The organism is Bacillus cereus group sp. MYBK79-1 (assembly GCF_051915365.1).
Classification (GTDB): Bacteria; Bacillota; Bacilli; order Bacillales; family Bacillaceae_G; genus Bacillus_A.
In genome coordinates, this window is sequence record NZ_JBQAEO010000001.1 from 70,251 (window position 1) to 86,658 (window position 16,408).

Genomic DNA, 16,408 nt, shown 5'->3' on the forward strand with positions numbered 1-16,408 from the left:
AAAAAGGGTAGAAACAAAAGGGGTTATTTTTCACCTTTTAGGGGGATTATGATGTTTATTTTAGATCAATATATTGAACTATGGTGTATCTATGGTAAAGGGAGACGAGAAGGAGAACAATTAGAAGTAACCGTACAAATGATAGCAGAAACATTATTTTGTACGGAGCGTAATAGTAAATTAATTATAAAAAAATTAGAAGAGTTACATTGGATCACTTGGTTTCCAGGGCGCGGGAGAGGGAATCGTTCTAAATTAATATTTCAAAAGCAACCAATGACATTAATTTTAGAGAGAGGAAAAGAACTAACGAAAAAAGGAGATGTGAAAAGTGGAATCTCATTTGTGGAACGCTACAGCTCACAATTTCCTTTAGTAAAGAAAGAGTATGAAGCTTGGATAGATTCATTATTTGGCCATCAAATAGAAAGGACGCCCGAAGGAAGAAAAGATGTCCTTCGTTTGCAAGTACGAATGAATCTAGACATCGCTTTAGATCCGGTTTACGCTACGATGCGATCAGAATGTCATATGGTTAAACATATTTTTGATACACTCGTATATGTAAATGAGGAAACAAATTCTATAGAACCAAGGCTTGCTTTTCACTGGGAATATAGTGATGCTGATAAGGTTTGGGCATTTTATTTAAGAAAAGGCGTTTATCTTCATAATGGAAGACGACTTACTGCACAACATGTTATACAGTCATTGAATCGATTTATGAAAGCTGAAAACAACCCACACGCATGGATGTTACAACATGTTGAAAGTGTCCGTGCAGTGGATGAATATGTTGTTGAAATTCGATTACATACTGAAAATATGATGTTTTTACATATGCTTAGCGCAGAACAGTGTTCTATCGTAAATGAAGATGAGGCAGGAAACTTCATTGGTACAGGCCCATTTATATTACGAGAGAAGAATGCACATTTATTTGTACTAGAAGTACATGATTTATATTATCGTGAAAGACCTTTTCTTGACCGAATTGAACTAATGAATGTAGAGCAAAATGTAAATACGTATGACGTGTTAGTCAAGGCGCAGTATAAAGATAAAGAAAAGCCTAATAAAGAGTTATCTCGGCTTGAATCGAACGTAACATACGTAACGTGCAATCTTGTAAAAGAAGGGCCGATGCAAGATGAGCTATTTCGAAAGGCACTATATCAAATTATTCATGGCGATAAAATTGTTCAAGAACTCGGCGGAGAACGTGGAGAAGTGGCAAAGAAACTAATATTAGTAAATGAAAGCATAGTAGAGATTGAGGAAGATATAGCTTGTTTAATGAAAAGGAGTACGTATCATAATGAAGTGTTACAACTCTATACATTTACAGGACAAGATCACGTTGAAGATGCACAATGGATACAAAAAGAGTGTGCGAAGTACGGGATTCGTGTAGAAACTAATTTTCTTGAGATAGAAGAGTTATTGGAAATGAGTACGATACAAAAGGCTGATATGATGCATGATAGTGCAACAATTAGCGAGCGAATAGAAGATAGTCTGCTATATATGTTTCTGACAAAAAACAGTTTTATTCATGGGCAAAGCAGCATGGACTTTCATAAAAAGTTGTCCCCTTATTTTAAACAAGAACAATTAGAGAAAAGAGTTACATTGTTACGCGATATTGAGGACACTTTGTTACGTCACATTCATATTATTCCTTTATACCGTAACAAACAACAAGTAACTTCTCACGAAAAAGTACAAAATATAATGATTAATTCACAAGGATGGATTGATTTTTATGAAATATGGTTTACATGTTGATATATAAGGGTTCTTACGCATTTTATAGGATGCGTGAGAACCCTATTTTTTTGTGTGAAACGAGGTTGTTTTGCACATTGTTACGCTTCTTATGATAAAAGTCCATTTACAACGTAACAGTGTTATGTTACATTGTTGTTAGGAAGGAGTGTTATACAGTTGAGTACAGATTTAATTTCAAAAAAAGATTTATTAGAACTAACTGGTATTTCATACGGACAGTTATATAGGTGGAAAAGAAAAAATTTAATACCGGAAGATTGGTTTGTACGAAAGTCAACATTCACGGGTCAAGAGACATTTTTTCCGAAAGAAAAGATATTAGAGCGTATTGATAAAATCCAAACGATGAAAGAGGATTTATCACTTGATGAACTAGCAAATATGTTTTCACCGAGTGTAAGAGAAATCCTTTTAACAAAGGAAGACCTTTTACGTAAAGAGATTGCATCAGAGCCAGTTTTACAATTCTTCATAGAACAAACGAATAAAACAACAGAGTTTCAATTTGTAGATATTCTTTATGTGTATATGCTTGAAGAATTACTACAATCAGGAGAGATTAGTTTAGAAGAAGGAAAAATGGTCTTACAAGTTTTACGTGAAAATTATGAAGCGATTAAGCATAAAACTTGTGATTTAATCATCGTCCGAAAGTTAGGGATTTCTACTTGTTTCTTAGTTTCAAACGTAGACGATTTAATTTTTGAAAAAGGCACCAAAATTGTTTTACGCGAAGCGATTATGAAATATACCGAAGCATTAAAAACTAAACTGTTGTAGTGGAGGAAAAAGTATGCGTACAGATAATTTGATTATAAATGGTTACGGTTCATCGAATGGCGGCGAGTTTCATAAAGTGCAATTAAACGGAAAAGGGACTGTTACTGGAAATGTTGAATGTGACCAATTTGAATGTAACGGTTACGGTGCCGTTACTGGGAATTTGAAAAGCGGCAATGCAAGAATTAGTGGATCTGGTAAAGTCGAAGGCACAGTACATGCGGAAACGATGCGAATTGATGGGAAAGCAACAATTACGCAAGATGTAAAGGCAAACAGTTTGAAAATTGCAGGAAAAGGTACAATAGGTGGAAATGTCACTGGTGAAGAATTTAAAGTCAATGGTCAAGCAACGATTGATGGGAATTGTGAAGTGGATACTTTTTCTTCAGAAGGACAATTTACAATTGGTGGATTATTAAGTGCCGATGAAATAAATATTAATATTCACGGTACATGTCGAGCGAAAGAAATTGGTGGTCAAACGATTAAAGTAAAACATAGGATGGGTACTTTTAGTAGATTGTTTAAATCAGTATTTGGTTTACAATTAGAAGCTGAACTGTTAGAAGGTGACAATATCGAAATTGATTATGCTCATATAAGAACGGTAAGAGGAAGCAATGTTACAGTAGGGCCGAATTGTGAAATTGAACTCATTGAATATACCGGTGTTCTGACTGTTGATAAAAGTGCAAATGTAAAGGAAATTAAGCAGGTTTAATGGGAGGGAGTAAGTAATATGGAACATTCACATAGTCTTACTGTCAATGGTTCTGGTAGTTCAGCAGGCGGGGATTATAACAAAGTGAAGATTCGTGGTGAAGGAACGATTTCTAATGATATGAGCTGTAATGAATTTAAAACGTACGGAACGAGTGAAGTACGCGGTAATATGAAAGTGAAAAATTATGTCGTGTATGGAGATAGTGAAGTACAAGGAAATGTAACTGCGGAATATGTAAAAGTATACGGAAATACACAAATGAATAGTGATGCCCATATTGAAAAAACGAAAGTAAGAGGTATGATAGAAGTTAAAGGGAAGTTTACTGGTGATTTCGTAGATGTGAAAGGCGCCTTAAATGTGAAAGGAGATATTGAAGTTGAAGAACTATCACTAACTGGTGGCCTTGAAAGTGATGGATTACTTAATGCTGAAAATATTGATATTTCACTTCGTTATGAAGGAAGTAAAGTGAGAGAGATTGGTGGTAAGAAGATTACCGTTCATAAAAAAGCGAGATTTATTCCATTTTCAAGTCATGCTGGAAGCCTCCAAACGTCTATCATTGAAGGAGATGAGATTTATTTAGAGCATACTATCGCTGAAGTAGTAAGAGGAAACAACGTTACCATTGGTCCAGGTTGTGAAATTAGTGTTGTAGAATATCATACTAGTTTTAACCAAAAAGGTAATGCAGTCGTAAAAGAACATAAACAAATATAAGTAGTACGAGGGAGAGCAAGGTTATGGTTGAGAAGAATAATAAGCTCGGCTTTGTTGTGGCGGGCTTATTGCTAGGTATTTTAATGGCATCAATGGATAATACCATTGTCGTAACAGCGATGGGAACAATCGTTGGTGACTTAGGAGGCCTTGAAAACTTTGTTTGGGTCGTTTCTGCCTATATGGTCGCAGAAATGGCAGGTATGCCGATATTCGGTAAACTATCAGATATGTATGGTAGAAAGAGATTCTTTATTTTCGGTTTAATCGTCTTTATGATTGGTTCGGCACTTTGTGGTACTGCTGAAAATATTACACAGTTAGGTATTTATCGTGCCATTCAAGGTATTGGCGGCGGGGCATTAGTGCCGATCGCGTTTACTATCGTTTTTGATATTTTCCCTCCAGAAAAGCGCGGAAAAATGGGTGGATTATTCGGAGCGGTATTTGGTTTATCAAGTATTTTTGGTCCATTGCTTGGTGCGTATATTACAGATTACATTAGCTGGCATTGGGTATTTTATATTAACTTACCCCTTGGCGTTTTAGCACTTATTTTTATTACATTCTTTTATAAAGAGTCACGAGTTCATAGAAAGCAAAAAATTGACTGGTTTGGTGCAATTACTTTAGTTGGTGCAGTAGTTTCTTTAATGTTTGCTTTAGAGCTTGGTGGACAAAAGTATGATTGGGATTCTAGTTTTATTTTAAGTTTATTTGGTGGATTCGCTATTTTAATTATTGCATTTATATGTATTGAACGTAAAGTAGAGGAACCGATTATTTCATTTGAAATGTTTAAACAACGTTTATTCGGAATGAGTACTATTATTGCTTTATGTTACGGTGCTGCGTTTATGTCGGCAACTGTGTACATACCGTTATTCATTCAAGGTGTATACGGCGGCACTGCAACAAACTCAGGATTATTACTTTTACCGATGATGTTAGGATCAGTCGTAACAGCGCAGTTAGGCGGATTTTTAACTACGAAGCTTAGCTACCGAAACATTATGATTATTTCTGCGGTTATTATGCTAATTGGACTATTCTTATTAAGTACATTAACGCCAGAAACAAGTCGTGCATTATTAACAGTGTATATGATTATTATCGGATTTGGAGTTGGATTCTCATTTTCTGTACTAAGTATGGCAGCTATTCACAACTTCGGTATGGAACAGCGAGGTTCTGCGACTTCAACAAGTAACTTCATTCGTTCGTTCGTTAGGAATGACACTAGGTATTACAATCTTCGGAATGATCCAAAGAACAGGTTTCCAAGATCAATTAGAAGAAGCGTTTAAAGGTATGAGCGGGGGAATGAATACAAACGCTTTAGGAGATTCAAGAGCTATTCTATCAGAATCGGCAAGAACTCAAATCCCGCCGCAAATATTAGATAAAATTATTGACGCTCTTTCTAGCTCAATTGTCCAAACATTTATGTGGGCATTGGTACCAGCTGGTTTAGCATTCATATTTATTTTCTTTATGGGAAATGAGCGCATGGTAATTAAGAAACAACAAACAAATAAAAAGAGCGAAACATCAAAAGCGTAATGAAAAAGCTCCTTTCCAATTGGAAGGGAGCTTTTTCGTATGTACGGATTTAGATTAGCCTTCGATGATTTCGTATTCTTCGTCTGCTAATAATAAAATTTGTGTTTTCTTACCTTTGTTTTGTACTTCGATTACATCGTAAGCACCTAAGTCTCTTACTTTGCTTTGAGAAACGTTAACCATCACTTCAATAGAATCAATTAAGATATCTTCTTCAATGTATGATTCAGGCAATGCCATATCTTCCGTATCTAATACACATGCGTATAGATTTTGTAAGTTTTCAGCAGTTGGGTTTTGTTCTTCAACATCAATAATGTTTTTTACTGTTTCCATATTTTCTTCTGTTGCTTGGTATACTTTAATTTTAGCCATTGTTTTAATCTCCTTTATAACGTAATCGTAGAGGCTACACTTCATTATAACGTTTTTTTCATGAAAGATGAAATTGTTATATGAGTTTATAGGGGAATTTATGTGTTATTACTCATTTTTAATGTGCTGAGTAGGTACTATATTCATACGTTAAAGTTATATTATCCAAGTTTTTCACATCGAGTGGATACCTCAACATCTCGAACTGTTTGAAAATCGAGAGTGGAGCTGGTAATACTGAGATAGAAGAGATGAAAAAGATGATATTGAATGACGATAATACGTACACATCAGTTGTTCAAGTGACTAAAGTATATAAAAACGGAGGAACGGAATCATTTGTTTATAAGAATGAGTTATTACTTATTTCTTTAAATGAGCCCTCAAACGAGTATTGAGGGGTACTACATAATAGAAGATAATAATCTGTTACTATTCATTAGATGTTATAATACTTTTATATTTATGAATAATATAAAAGTATATGGAGTTTAGTATACATTTGCTTATATGTAGAAAAAAGTAGAAGTACATTGATTCTAACGAAAGAAGGAATGTGAATGATATATGAAGCGAATATACATACAAGAGAAAAATTAGTTACAATGTTCGAAGATTTCAATAACGTTGTTTTACTTTCTTATTTACAAGGACATATGGGTACTGCTTGGGTAAATGATCTTGAAAATCCAACAGTAGCGCAAGTTACGGTAGGGATCTTTACATTTTACGCTGGTGATTCGAATGCGAAAGAAACTGAAGAATTAGTGCGTAACATTCCTGATAGAATGTTAGTAATCGTAAATAGTGAAGAGTGGAAAAAGCGTTTAGAAACATGTTACGAAAGAAAAATAGATAAGTTTTTACGCTATAAATTCAAACGGATTGCGGAAGTTTTTAATCGTTCAAAATTGCAATCTTTTATATCAGCGCTTCCAAAAGGATACGAGTTACGAAGAATAGATGAACATATCGTAAATATCCCTACACTACATAAGGTCTCTGAAGATTTTATAAGTCAATTTCAATCAGTAGAAGATTATTTAAACCGAGGTATAGGTTATAGTATTTTGTACAACGGAGAAGTTGTATGCGGTGCATCATCATATAGCATTTATGATAATGGGATTGAAATTGAAGTGGCGACTGATCAAAATCATAGAAGAAAAGGATTGGCAACTTTAGTTAGCGCGGCTTTAATTTTGGACTGTCTAGACAAAGGGATATACCCAAACTGGGATGCAGCAAATACTACATCTGCTAAACTAGCTGAAAAGCTAGGATATGTTTTTGATAAGGCGTATGATACTTATTTTGTGGATAATAGATGAAATTATTTTTAAATAAAAGAGCAGCTAGCAAAAGCTAACTGCTCTTCTCCAAGGGGGAATGGAGAAATACATTCATGTTATTTACATTATTAACGGAACAGTGATTTTTAATCAAGAAACTATAATAATTTAGAAAAAATATCTTTAATTAATCCTGAGGCTCCGATTAAGAGTACTGATAGAAAAACGATTGAAAATATACTTTTTTTAGGTTTATTAAATTCTAGGTAAATGTTAATAATGGCACCAATTGCAACAGCAATAAAGATAAAAAGTCTTACTACATCTAGTATGAATAACGCTCCTTTTAATTACTTTATTGTATTATATAGGAATTTGCCTTCTGATTAGTTTGTTGGAATACGATTTAAGGTAATTTTAAACAAATTAACCAATTACAAAAAAGTAATTCTGGGAGAAAAAGGAAATATATGTAGTAATTGTATCTCTTGTAGAAGCTGATGGTGACCAAATAAAGTAAGGTTTTTATTTGGGTGGGGGAAATAAATTATATTTTGATATACCTCTCTTTAGGCGCACTTACAGCTTACATAATAAAACATGCTTTTCATAATGATCTAAGCACCAATTATATTTTTTTAGAATAATTGGATGAACCGCTTCTTTCGTAGTATCGACCTCTGTATAGCCATATTTTTTATAAAAGTTTTCTAATTCCTCAAAAGGAAGACAATATACATGTTGTACTTGTAATTTCTTCGTAGTTTCTACTAAAAATGAAACAAGCTCCCCAGCTAATTGTAAACCTCTAAATTTAGGTAGAATAAAAATCCCGCCCATCTCTATTGTATCTTCATCTATTTGGACTAATCGACCAACACCTGCATAAGCATTCTCGTATGTAATGATTGCCACCATATCTCGATTTAAATCACTTCGTACAAATCCTATAGCGTTATATTGTTTATTAACCCATTCTAAATCATTAGAGGTGGCTAGTTGAATACTCATTTGTATCACTCCTTTGGAAAATTCGATATATTTTTATTATACAGAATGTAAAGCGGTTAAATTTAGATGATTTTAATAACAGTTCAAGTTTTGAAGAATAGTGCATACAATATAAAGTCTTTTCCTTTCTTCATTTAAGTTTTACGTATATAATTTAAAAGTACTATTTTTATTTTATATTTTTTATATTTATAACAGAATAGAGGTTTAAAAATGGGTGTTAAAATCATTACGGATAGTGCGGCGGATTTACCGGTAGAATTGCTGCAAGCATATGATATTGATTTAATTCCACTCCGTGTTTATGATGAAGCAGAAACAGAGTATTTAGATGGAGTTACATTAGAGTCAGTTACATTATTGCAAAATATGAGAGAAGGCGCTGTTTATAGAACGTCTTTGCCTTCACTTGAAACTTTCCAAGAAAAATTTGTTTCTTATGCAAAAGAAGGTAATCCTTGTATATATTTAGCTTTTTCATCTGAACTGTCTGGTACATATCAATCGTCAGTAGTTATTAAAGAAGAAGTAAAAGAAACATATGCTGATTTAGATTTAGAAATTATCGATACGAAATGTGCTTCGCTTGGTCAAGGGCTTGTTGTATTAGAAGCTGCTAAAATGGCAAAAGACGGTGCATCAAAAGAAGATATTTTAAAACGTGTTGATTTTCTAATGAACCATATAGAACATATCTTCACAGTAGCTGACTTACAGTACTTAGTGAGAGGTGGGCGCTTAAGTAAAGTAGCTGGTTTTATCGGTGGTTTACTAAACATTAAGCCGATCTTAAACGTGGAAGAAGGAAAACTTGTACCACTTGAAAAGGTAAGAGGAAAAAAGAAAGTACTAAGCCGAATTGTAGATATTATGGAAGAGCGCGGAAAAGACCTTAAAGGTCAAACAATCGCTATGACTCATGGCGATGACTTAGAAACAGCTGAAGCTTTAAAAGCATTAATTACAGAAAGATTTGGCTGTGAAGTATTTATCGTAAATACAATTGGAGCGGCAATCGGAGCTCATACAGGACCTGGTGCGTTAACATTGTTCTTCTTAAATGGGGTAGAGTAAAGGATTGATCTTTTGATCAATCCTTTTTTCTTATTAATCAGTAATAATCGGTCGATATGGTATTGGTGAAGATAAAATCATCGAAGTTTTGACTGTTCCAAATGGTATAACGAAATCAATTAATTCCTCTAATTCCTTCATAGAGTGAACCGCAACTTTTAAGTAATAGCTACTTTCACCTGTTACTCGATGACATTCGAGTATTCTATATTCTTCGTAGATTTTCTCCTCAAATTTTTTACAAGGAATCTTTAGATTTTCAATTCTTAAAAATGATTGAATTGATTTTCCAACTGCATCTAATGATATCCGTGCGGTATATTTTTCGATTATTCCAGTATCTTGTAATCTCTTTAGTCTTTCGGTAACACTAGGGCGGCTGAGGTGTAAGTGTTCGGTCATTTCTGTAATTGTCATTCTGGCATCTTCTTGTAGTAATAGCGTTATTTTCTTATCAATTTCATCCATGAATTATGCTCCTTTGCAAAATTGAAAGTAAATTTCTTAAACAAATACATAATATAAAGCCTTATGTAAAAATACATACACTTTTGTATATTGAATAGACTGATAACTTTCTATAATTAAAATATAAATGGAGGTGCTTGTAATGTCTAATCATTTTGACGAAACAATTTCTATTAAAAGGGGAACAGCCTTATATGTCGGAGCAGTTTTAGGATCGGGAATCCTTATATTACCTGGTATGACAGCGAGTATAGCAGAAGGGAATGCGATTGTCTCTTGGCTTGTTATGATATTATTTAGTATTCCACTTGCATTTACGTTCGCTTTTTTATCGATTGAGTACTCAAGTGCAGGTGGAATTGCCACGTTTGCAGAAAAAGCTTTCGGTAAAAATATAGGTGCTATTATAGGATGGTGTTTTTTTATTGCGGGTAGCGTTGGTCAAATCGTAGTCTCAATGACTGGTGGAATGTATATAGTGAGAGTGTTTGCTTTATCACCATATTTCTCTTACGTTATAGCGCTTATTATTTTAAGTATTTCAATTGGTTTTAATTTATACGGGTTAAAAATGAGTGGTTGGTTTCAAGTATGTATTGGTGTATTAACTTTCTTTATTTTAATTGTAACGATTATTAGCTCACTACCTTATATTGAAATGAAAAATATAAATGTACATATTTCTATGCATGAAATAAATCCAATTTTAGAGGCATCATTATTAATTTTTTGGTCTTTTTTCGGCTGGGAAGCTATTGCAAGTTTAGCTCCAGAATTTAAAACACCTAGAAAAAGAAATATTATTTTATCTACGGGATTTGCGATTGTTATTATTGGAGTTTTATATATAGGTATTGCGTTATCGGTAATTGGAACGAAATCCTATTATATAAATGCTGATAATACTACGGCTCTCGTGCTTGTAATGAAACAAACATTAGGCGAGCAATTTGCATGGATAATTGGATTTGTAGCTTTTATAATTTGTTTAGGGACGACAAATGCATTTATCGCAAGTATGGGTCGCTTAGGTTATTCATTAGGAAAAGCTGAAGTTGCACCACGTTATTTAGCACATATAAATAAAAAAAGAGAAACCCCAACAAATGCAGTAAAAGTTGTAGGTTGCACTGCAATAATAGGTTTGTTAATAAGTTTCGTTTTCCATATTAGTATAGATAAAATTGTATTAATACCGAATTCGTTAGGAATTGTTACATATATAGTGGGTACTGCGGCTGGAATGAAATTAATAAAGAATAGGTTAGGTAAAATTTTTTCTATAGTAGCTTTTACATGTTGTGTAGTTATTTATCCTTTTATTGGAGGAGTAATACTGATTCCAGTATCTGTATCGTTTATCTGTTTATGTTATGTACGTTTCAGTAGCAGAAGAAAGGAGTATTAATAAGAATGCGTTTGTGGAAATCTAAATATTTAAAGATATTAAAATTTTCTTGTTTCATATATAATTGTGTAGGGAGAAACAACTGTAACTATTTGTAAAAATAGGAGGCGGCTAAAAATTGCATGAAATTGCTAGGTGGAATTTAGATCGATTGTATTTGATTGAAGATATTCTAACTCCGATATTGGGGTTGAAAGAACAATATTATGCGACAAATGATGTAGGGATCCTTTCAAAACTTATACAAGCTATTGAAAAGGCTGAATATTATTTGTATTGCCGATCGGCTGAAGAAAGTGTTTCATCTGACCTTACTATATTGACTACGGCAGTAAAAAATCTGAAAAGGGAAGTACAGCAAGTAATACAGCAAAGTGCAATGGAAACTTCTAATAATATTAATACTAATTTAATAAAAGAAGAACTACATGCATGGGAAAATATGTACATACAATTAAGAAATAAGATAGAAATAGAGCACAATAATAAACAAATATCATTTGGTCAAGCAAATAATATTGCAATGAATAGTAATAATGAAAAGGAAAGAGTAGAAGTATTCGAGTTATTAACGAATGCCCTACATAAGGAAAAAGAAATCTTTGCTACTGTATTGAATCAAATAGGGAGATTACGTAATACAAAGAGTAATGAATTAGGAGACAGAGATATTTTAACGCAATCTTTACATGCGAATGGTATTACTGAAACTGTATTATTAAAAATGTGGAATGCGACAGAAGAAAATCTTGATAAATTAGTAAGTGTTTTAAACGTGTTTAAGAAGGGGGAAGCTTCGATCACATGGCATGAACTTATGACAGTAAAAGAACATAATGAGACTTTTATACCTTTTTCAGTTGCAGTACAGAACATATATGATGCATTACAAGATATTGATAAAGAATTAGCAGAATTTGCACGTAACGCAATAGAGAGTGGATGGGTAGATGCGGAGCCAAGAGATAATAAAGCATCAGGCGGGTTTTGCGCTCCTTTCTTCAGTGAGAAAGAATCGCGAATTTCAATGCGTTATGACGGAAGTATAGATAGTGTAAGAGTACTGGCGCATGAACTAGGACATGCTTGGCATTTTTATAGTATGAGCTTTGAACAATCTACTTCTTTTTTAGATGATTATTTGCCAATGAGTACAGCAGAATCTGCGTCTATATTCTTTGAAATCGTGCTTATAAACTATCTAATTCAAACAACAGATAGTATAGATATAAAAAAGTCATTGCTTAGTTGGAAAATAAGAAACAGTTTTAATTATGTAATGGCGATAAGAGCATCATTTGAATTTGAGAAGAACTTTTATGAAAAGTGTAAAGAAGGTCCTTTAAGTGCTGATGAAATCGAGAAATTATCTATAGCATCACAAGAAAAAGCATACGGGCATGCATTATTAGAATACCAGCCGTTTGTTTGGATGAAATATGTTCAGTTTTATATAGCAGATGTTCCATTTTATAATTATCCATACACATTTGGGTATTTAGCTAGTTTTAGTTTAATAGAAATAGCTCAAGAAAGTAAAAGTACTTTTCATTCGAAATATAAAGAGTTTTTACGAGAAACAGGAAAAGCTCCAGTGGAAGAGCTTATGAAAAAACATCTTGCAATTGATATAACAAGCTATGCATTCTGGGATAAAGCTTTTAGACAAATTTCGAAAGATGTTGATGAATATTTGCAACTGATGTAAAGAACGCCAAGTTAAGAAAGGATAAGTAAGATGATTGAGCCATTATGTAATAAAAAAGCTGCAATGATTTTTCAAGAGCTGAAAGTGGAGTGTGAGTCTTTATTTAAGTTTAAAATTCGAAATGCAATACCTATTCATCGTGGTTGGCTAAATTTAAAGTGGAAACTCGAAACGAATGCAGGATTTTTTGTATTAAAGCAATATAATAAAGAACGGTACAAAATGTATAACCCAGAACTTTTAATACAAGCATTACAACAACAGCAAAGACTACATAATAATGGTGTAAGTTGTCCAAAGCTCCTAACTTATAAAAATAATGTAATGCATACATCAAAAAATAATGAAAGATTTATAGTTTTAGAACATAAAGAAGGTAATCTAATTTTACCAGGAAAATTGAATGAAAAGGAAATCTACTCTCTTGGTAAGACAATAGGTCATATGCATAAATTGTTAAATGATGGATCTTTAATAGAAGGAAAAAAACCTAAATTTGTTCCGCCTACTAAAGAAGAAAGGTTGAAACATTGGGAAGATAAAAGGAGAGAAGCAGAACAGCTAGGAAAAGAACATATTCTCTCCCGTATAAAATTACAGCAAGAAGCAACACAATTAGTAAATATAGATCAATTTTATAGTAGTAATAAAGGATGGGTGCACCGTGATCTATGGGTAGATAATTTCTTATTCCATAACGATGAAGTCTCAGCAATTCTAGATTTTGATCGTATGGATTATGATTATGTAGAGTTGGATATTGGGCGTGCAGTTATATCTTGTGCCTTACATGATGGAGTATTAAATAAAAGTCTAGTTGCATCATTTTTAGCGGGATACCGAAATAAATTAGACTTTCCAGTTGGGAGTATTGTTCGGGCAATTCAAATGCTTTGGTATATGGAGAGTACATGGTGGATTCATGTCAACATGGATCAGCATAGTGTACCACCTTCACGCTTTGCGGATGAAATGAATTGGATAGCTGAAAATTACGGTGCTTTACATAATATATTGGCAGACTTATAAGTAAAAAAGGGGACGACATACATGAACAGAATCGGCATTATCGGAGCAATGCAAATTGAAATAGACTTACTTTTAGAAAAACTAGCAATACAAGAGGAACAGACAATTGCGGGAATGCCTTTTTACGTTGGAGAATTTATGGGAACCGAAGTGATTGTTTCAAGATGTGGTGTAGGGAAAGTAAATGCAGCCGCATGTACGCAAACATTAATTCATAAATTTAATGTAGATGCTATTATCAATACGGGTGTTGCTGGAGGGTTACATCCGGATGTAACAGTTGGTGATATCGTTATTTCAACGAATGTTACCCACCATGATGTAAGTAAAACTCAAATGAAAAACTTATTCCCGTTCCAAGAAGAGTTTAATGCAAATAAGGAATTAATAGAGTTAGCACGTATTGCATGTAATAGTAGTAGTTTACATATGGAGTTTCATGAAGGAAGAATTGTTAGCGGTGAATGTTTTGTTGAAGATTCAAAACTAAAAGCGAAATTAATAGACGAATATGCACCGCATTGTACAGAGATGGAAGGCGCAGCAATAGGACATGTTGCTTATATAAATGACGTACCATTTCTCGTTATAAGATGTATTTCTGACAGTGCAGACGATGAAGCTCAAGTTTCCTATGATGATTTCGCGAAAACAGCCGCAAATTATTGTTCAGAAATTATAGTTGAGATGCTGAAAAATAAATCAAGTAATACTTATAGTTCAAAAGGAGAGAATGACATGTTACAAGCATTAATTTTTGATATGGACGGAACGTTATTTCAAACAGATAAAATTTTAGAATTATCATTAGACGATACATTTGACCACTTAAGATCACTACAATTATGGGATACGGTAACACCAATTGATAAGTACCGTGAAATCATGGGTGTGCCTCTGCCGAAAGTGTGGGAAGCTTTATTACCGGATCATTCTCTTGAAATAAGAGAACAAACGGATGCATATTTTGTAGAAAGATTAATTGAAAACATTAAAAGCGGAAAAGGTGCTTTATATCCGAACGTAAAAGAAATTTTTACATATATAAAAGAAAATAATTGTTCAATTTATATTGCTAGTAATGGTCTAACTGAATATTTACGAGCAATTGTATCTTATTATGATTTAGACCAATGGGTTACTGAAACGTTTAGTATTGAACAAATAAACTCACTTAATAAAAGCGACTTAGTAAAAAGTATTTTGAGCAAGTATGATATAAAAGAAGCAGCAGTAGTTGGCGACCGTTTATCTGATATAAATGCAGCGAAAGATAATGGCTTGATTGCTATTGGATGCAATTTTGATTTTGCGCAAGAAGATGAACTTGCTCAGGCTGATATAGTAATAGATGATTTATTGGAGTTGAAGGGGATATTGCCTATTGTGCAGAGAAAATAATTCATTCTAAAAAATTATATAATTGTATAAAAAGCCTTCTTTCACTAACGGAGTAGAATTCATTTGTGATAGATCAGTAATAGTTTGATTTGTTTTAAAACTGAGTAGAGGATTATAAAGTGTGCAGTTTTGCCAATTCCTATATGTCGTATTCCAAGGAGTAAAATATGCTTAAAGATAATTTTAAAATTGGTAATATTCCTACGGTTTTATGGGGAGATAAAAGTGAAAAAATTTTTATTGCAGTACATGGAAATATGTCAAATAAGGAAGATGCAATTATTCAAATATTAGCTGAAGCAGCCAATCAAAAAGGTTATCAAGTATTAAGCTTTGATTTACCTGAGCATGGAGAAAGGAAAAATGATAATACACCTTGCAAAGTACAGGTTTGTGTTAGTGAATTATCTATAATTATGAATTACGCAAAAGAACATTGGAAAGAAGTAAGCGTGTTTGCATGTAGTATCGGAGCTTATTTTAGCCTTGTAGCCTATCAAAATGATGTGATAGAAAAGGCATTATTTTTATCACCAGTAGTTAATATGGAACGAATTATCAAAAATATGATGAAATGGTTTAATGTAACACCAGAAATTTTGCAAAAAGAAATGACTATAGAGACACCGATTGGTCAAAAGTTATATTGGGATTATTTATGTTATGTAAAAGAACATCCTATTAATACATGGGATACGGATACATATATTATGTACGGGGCCAAGGATGAACTGTGCGAATTTGAAACTATTAACGATTTTAGAAAAAAACATCGTTGTGAATTAGAAATCATGGAGACGGGTGAACATTATTTTCATACTGCCGAACAGTTAAAGATATTTGAGCAGTGGTTATACAAACATATCAATTAATAAATTATAATTTATCTTAAACCTGTAACAGCCAATGGAGTATCACACTGTCCTCATACTGGAACGCCGTATTCTCTTATATATATTATTAAAGAATTTATAGATCATGATAACCATCATAAAAGACAGGTTATTCATTTTTAAAATGAAAATGTAGTTGCTAACTGATAAAGAAAGATCCCACAA

14 protein-coding genes and 3 pseudogenes are annotated in these 16,408 nt (G+C 33.1%); 14 read left to right on the forward strand and 3 right to left on the reverse strand.

The features are described from left to right. The first annotated feature begins 51 nt into the window (after positions 1 to 51). From ACTFOB_RS00410 to ACTFOB_RS00430, 5 genes and pseudogenes are all read left to right on the forward strand, one after another. Positions 52 to 1,788 (forward strand): ABC transporter substrate-binding protein, encoded by a 1,737-nt coding sequence (locus tag ACTFOB_RS00410; protein WP_440023860.1) that lies wholly within the window; start codon positions 52 to 54, stop codon positions 1,786 to 1,788. A gap of 159 nt (positions 1,789 to 1,947) precedes the next feature. After that, positions 1,948 to 2,571 (forward strand): YhbD family protein, encoded by a 624-nt coding sequence (locus ACTFOB_RS00415; protein ID WP_440023861.1) that lies wholly within the window; start codon positions 1,948 to 1,950, stop codon positions 2,569 to 2,571. Between the two features lie 13 nt (positions 2,572 to 2,584). Then, on the forward strand, positions 2,585 to 3,295 hold the full coding sequence (locus ACTFOB_RS00420) for a bactofilin family protein (protein WP_440023862.1): 711 nt from the start codon (positions 2,585 to 2,587) through the stop codon (positions 3,293 to 3,295). 18 nt (positions 3,296 to 3,313) lie between these two features. Continuing rightward, complete coding sequence (locus tag ACTFOB_RS00425) at positions 3,314 to 4,021, forward strand: cytoplasmic protein (RefSeq protein ID WP_440023863.1); 708 nt, start codon at positions 3,314 to 3,316, stop codon at positions 4,019 to 4,021. 23 nt (positions 4,022 to 4,044) lie between these two features. Continuing rightward, positions 4,045 to 5,584: pseudogene (locus ACTFOB_RS00430) on the forward strand (MDR family MFS transporter). Positions 5,585 to 5,638: 54 nt separating this feature from the next. Here ACTFOB_RS00430 and ACTFOB_RS00435 read toward each other — a convergent pair. Beyond that, positions 5,639 to 5,959, reverse strand: a complete 321-nt coding sequence (locus tag ACTFOB_RS00435) for a hypothetical protein (protein ID WP_151635240.1) — start codon at positions 5,957 to 5,959, stop codon at positions 5,639 to 5,641. A 173-nt stretch (positions 5,960 to 6,132) separates the two neighbouring features. Here ACTFOB_RS00435 and ACTFOB_RS00440 point away from each other — a divergent pair. Continuing rightward, positions 6,133 to 6,357 (forward strand): annotated as a pseudogene (locus tag ACTFOB_RS00440) (hypothetical protein); the annotation flags it as partial. 162 nt (positions 6,358 to 6,519) lie between these two features. Next, on the forward strand, positions 6,520 to 7,290 hold the full coding sequence (locus tag ACTFOB_RS00445; RefSeq protein ID WP_440023864.1) for a GNAT family N-acetyltransferase: 771 nt from the start codon (positions 6,520 to 6,522) through the stop codon (positions 7,288 to 7,290). A 540-nt stretch (positions 7,291 to 7,830) separates the two neighbouring features. On the opposite strand, the gene ACTFOB_RS00450 is transcribed toward ACTFOB_RS00445, so the two are convergent. Beyond that, the gene (locus ACTFOB_RS00450) at positions 7,831 to 8,262 is read right to left on the reverse strand and encodes a GNAT family N-acetyltransferase (protein WP_440023865.1); all 432 of its coding nucleotides are present in this window, start codon (positions 8,260 to 8,262) and stop codon (positions 7,831 to 7,833) included. A 213-nt stretch (positions 8,263 to 8,475) separates the two neighbouring features. On the opposite strand from ACTFOB_RS00450, the gene ACTFOB_RS00455 reads away from it, so the two are divergent. Continuing rightward, positions 8,476 to 9,336: a DegV family protein gene (locus ACTFOB_RS00455; RefSeq protein ID WP_440023866.1), complete on the forward strand. Its 861-nt coding sequence runs from the start codon at positions 8,476 to 8,478 to the stop codon at positions 9,334 to 9,336. A 33-nt stretch (positions 9,337 to 9,369) separates the two neighbouring features. Here the strand turns inward: ACTFOB_RS00455 and ACTFOB_RS00460 are convergent, their stop codons facing one another. Beyond that, positions 9,370 to 9,804 (reverse strand): Lrp/AsnC family transcriptional regulator, encoded by a 435-nt coding sequence (locus tag ACTFOB_RS00460; RefSeq protein ID WP_151635246.1) that lies wholly within the window; start codon positions 9,802 to 9,804, stop codon positions 9,370 to 9,372. 142 nt (positions 9,805 to 9,946) lie between these two features. Here ACTFOB_RS00460 and ACTFOB_RS00465 point away from each other — a divergent pair, with 142 nt between their 5' ends. The 6 genes and pseudogenes from ACTFOB_RS00465 to ACTFOB_RS00490 all read left to right on the forward strand — a co-directional run. After that, positions 9,947 to 11,212 carry an APC family permease gene (locus ACTFOB_RS00465; protein ID WP_440023867.1) on the forward strand — a complete coding sequence of 422 codons (1,266 nt, stop codon included), beginning with the start codon at positions 9,947 to 9,949 and terminating at the stop codon, positions 11,210 to 11,212. 118 nt (positions 11,213 to 11,330) lie between these two features. Next, the gene (locus ACTFOB_RS00470) at positions 11,331 to 12,920 is read left to right on the forward strand and encodes a M3 family metallopeptidase (protein ID WP_440023869.1); all 1,590 of its coding nucleotides are present in this window, start codon (positions 11,331 to 11,333) and stop codon (positions 12,918 to 12,920) included. Between the two features lie 30 nt (positions 12,921 to 12,950). Then, a complete protein-coding gene (locus tag ACTFOB_RS00475) occupies positions 12,951 to 13,949 on the forward strand; it encodes a phosphotransferase (RefSeq protein ID WP_440023870.1) in 999 nt (332 codons plus the stop codon). 21 nt (positions 13,950 to 13,970) lie between these two features. Further along, positions 13,971 to 15,350 carry a 5'-methylthioadenosine/adenosylhomocysteine nucleosidase gene (locus ACTFOB_RS00480; RefSeq protein WP_440023871.1) on the forward strand — a complete coding sequence of 460 codons (1,380 nt, stop codon included), beginning with the start codon at positions 13,971 to 13,973 and terminating at the stop codon, positions 15,348 to 15,350. A gap of 167 nt (positions 15,351 to 15,517) precedes the next feature. Beyond that, complete coding sequence (locus ACTFOB_RS00485; protein WP_440023872.1) at positions 15,518 to 16,222, forward strand: alpha/beta hydrolase; 705 nt, start codon at positions 15,518 to 15,520, stop codon at positions 16,220 to 16,222. 18 nt (positions 16,223 to 16,240) lie between these two features. After that, positions 16,241 to 16,366 (forward strand): annotated as a pseudogene (locus ACTFOB_RS00490) (DinB family protein); the annotation flags it as partial. Between the last annotated feature and the right edge of the window lie 42 nt (positions 16,367 to 16,408).

What these genes read in the sequence shown, in the direction of transcription:
- ACTFOB_RS00475 (WP_440023870.1), top strand. Translation starts at nt 12,951, where the DNA reads ATGATTGAGCCATTATGTAATAAAAAAGCTGCAATGATTTTTCAAGAG.
- ACTFOB_RS00485 (WP_440023872.1), top strand. Translation starts at nt 15,518, where the DNA reads ATGCTTAAAGATAATTTTAAAATTGGTAATATTCCTACGGTTTTATGG.
- ACTFOB_RS00460 (WP_151635246.1), bottom strand. Translation starts at nt 9,804, where the DNA reads ATGGATGAAATTGATAAGAAAATAACGCTATTACTACAAGAAGATGCC.
- ACTFOB_RS00455 (WP_440023866.1), top strand. Translation starts at nt 8,476, where the DNA reads ATGGGTGTTAAAATCATTACGGATAGTGCGGCGGATTTACCGGTAGAA.
- ACTFOB_RS00435 (WP_151635240.1), bottom strand. Translation starts at nt 5,959, where the DNA reads ATGGCTAAAATTAAAGTATACCAAGCAACAGAAGAAAATATGGAAACA.
- ACTFOB_RS00450 (WP_440023865.1), bottom strand. Translation starts at nt 8,262, where the DNA reads ATGAGTATTCAACTAGCCACCTCTAATGATTTAGAATGGGTTAATAAA.
- ACTFOB_RS00425 (WP_440023863.1), top strand. Translation starts at nt 3,314, where the DNA reads ATGGAACATTCACATAGTCTTACTGTCAATGGTTCTGGTAGTTCAGCA.
- ACTFOB_RS00410 (WP_440023860.1), top strand. Translation starts at nt 52, where the DNA reads ATGTTTATTTTAGATCAATATATTGAACTATGGTGTATCTATGGTAAA.
- ACTFOB_RS00480 (WP_440023871.1), top strand. Translation starts at nt 13,971, where the DNA reads ATGAACAGAATCGGCATTATCGGAGCAATGCAAATTGAAATAGACTTA.
- ACTFOB_RS00445 (WP_440023864.1), top strand. Translation starts at nt 6,520, where the DNA reads ATGATATATGAAGCGAATATACATACAAGAGAAAAATTAGTTACAATG.
- ACTFOB_RS00420 (WP_440023862.1), top strand. Translation starts at nt 2,585, where the DNA reads ATGCGTACAGATAATTTGATTATAAATGGTTACGGTTCATCGAATGGC.
- ACTFOB_RS00465 (WP_440023867.1), top strand. Translation starts at nt 9,947, where the DNA reads ATGTCTAATCATTTTGACGAAACAATTTCTATTAAAAGGGGAACAGCC.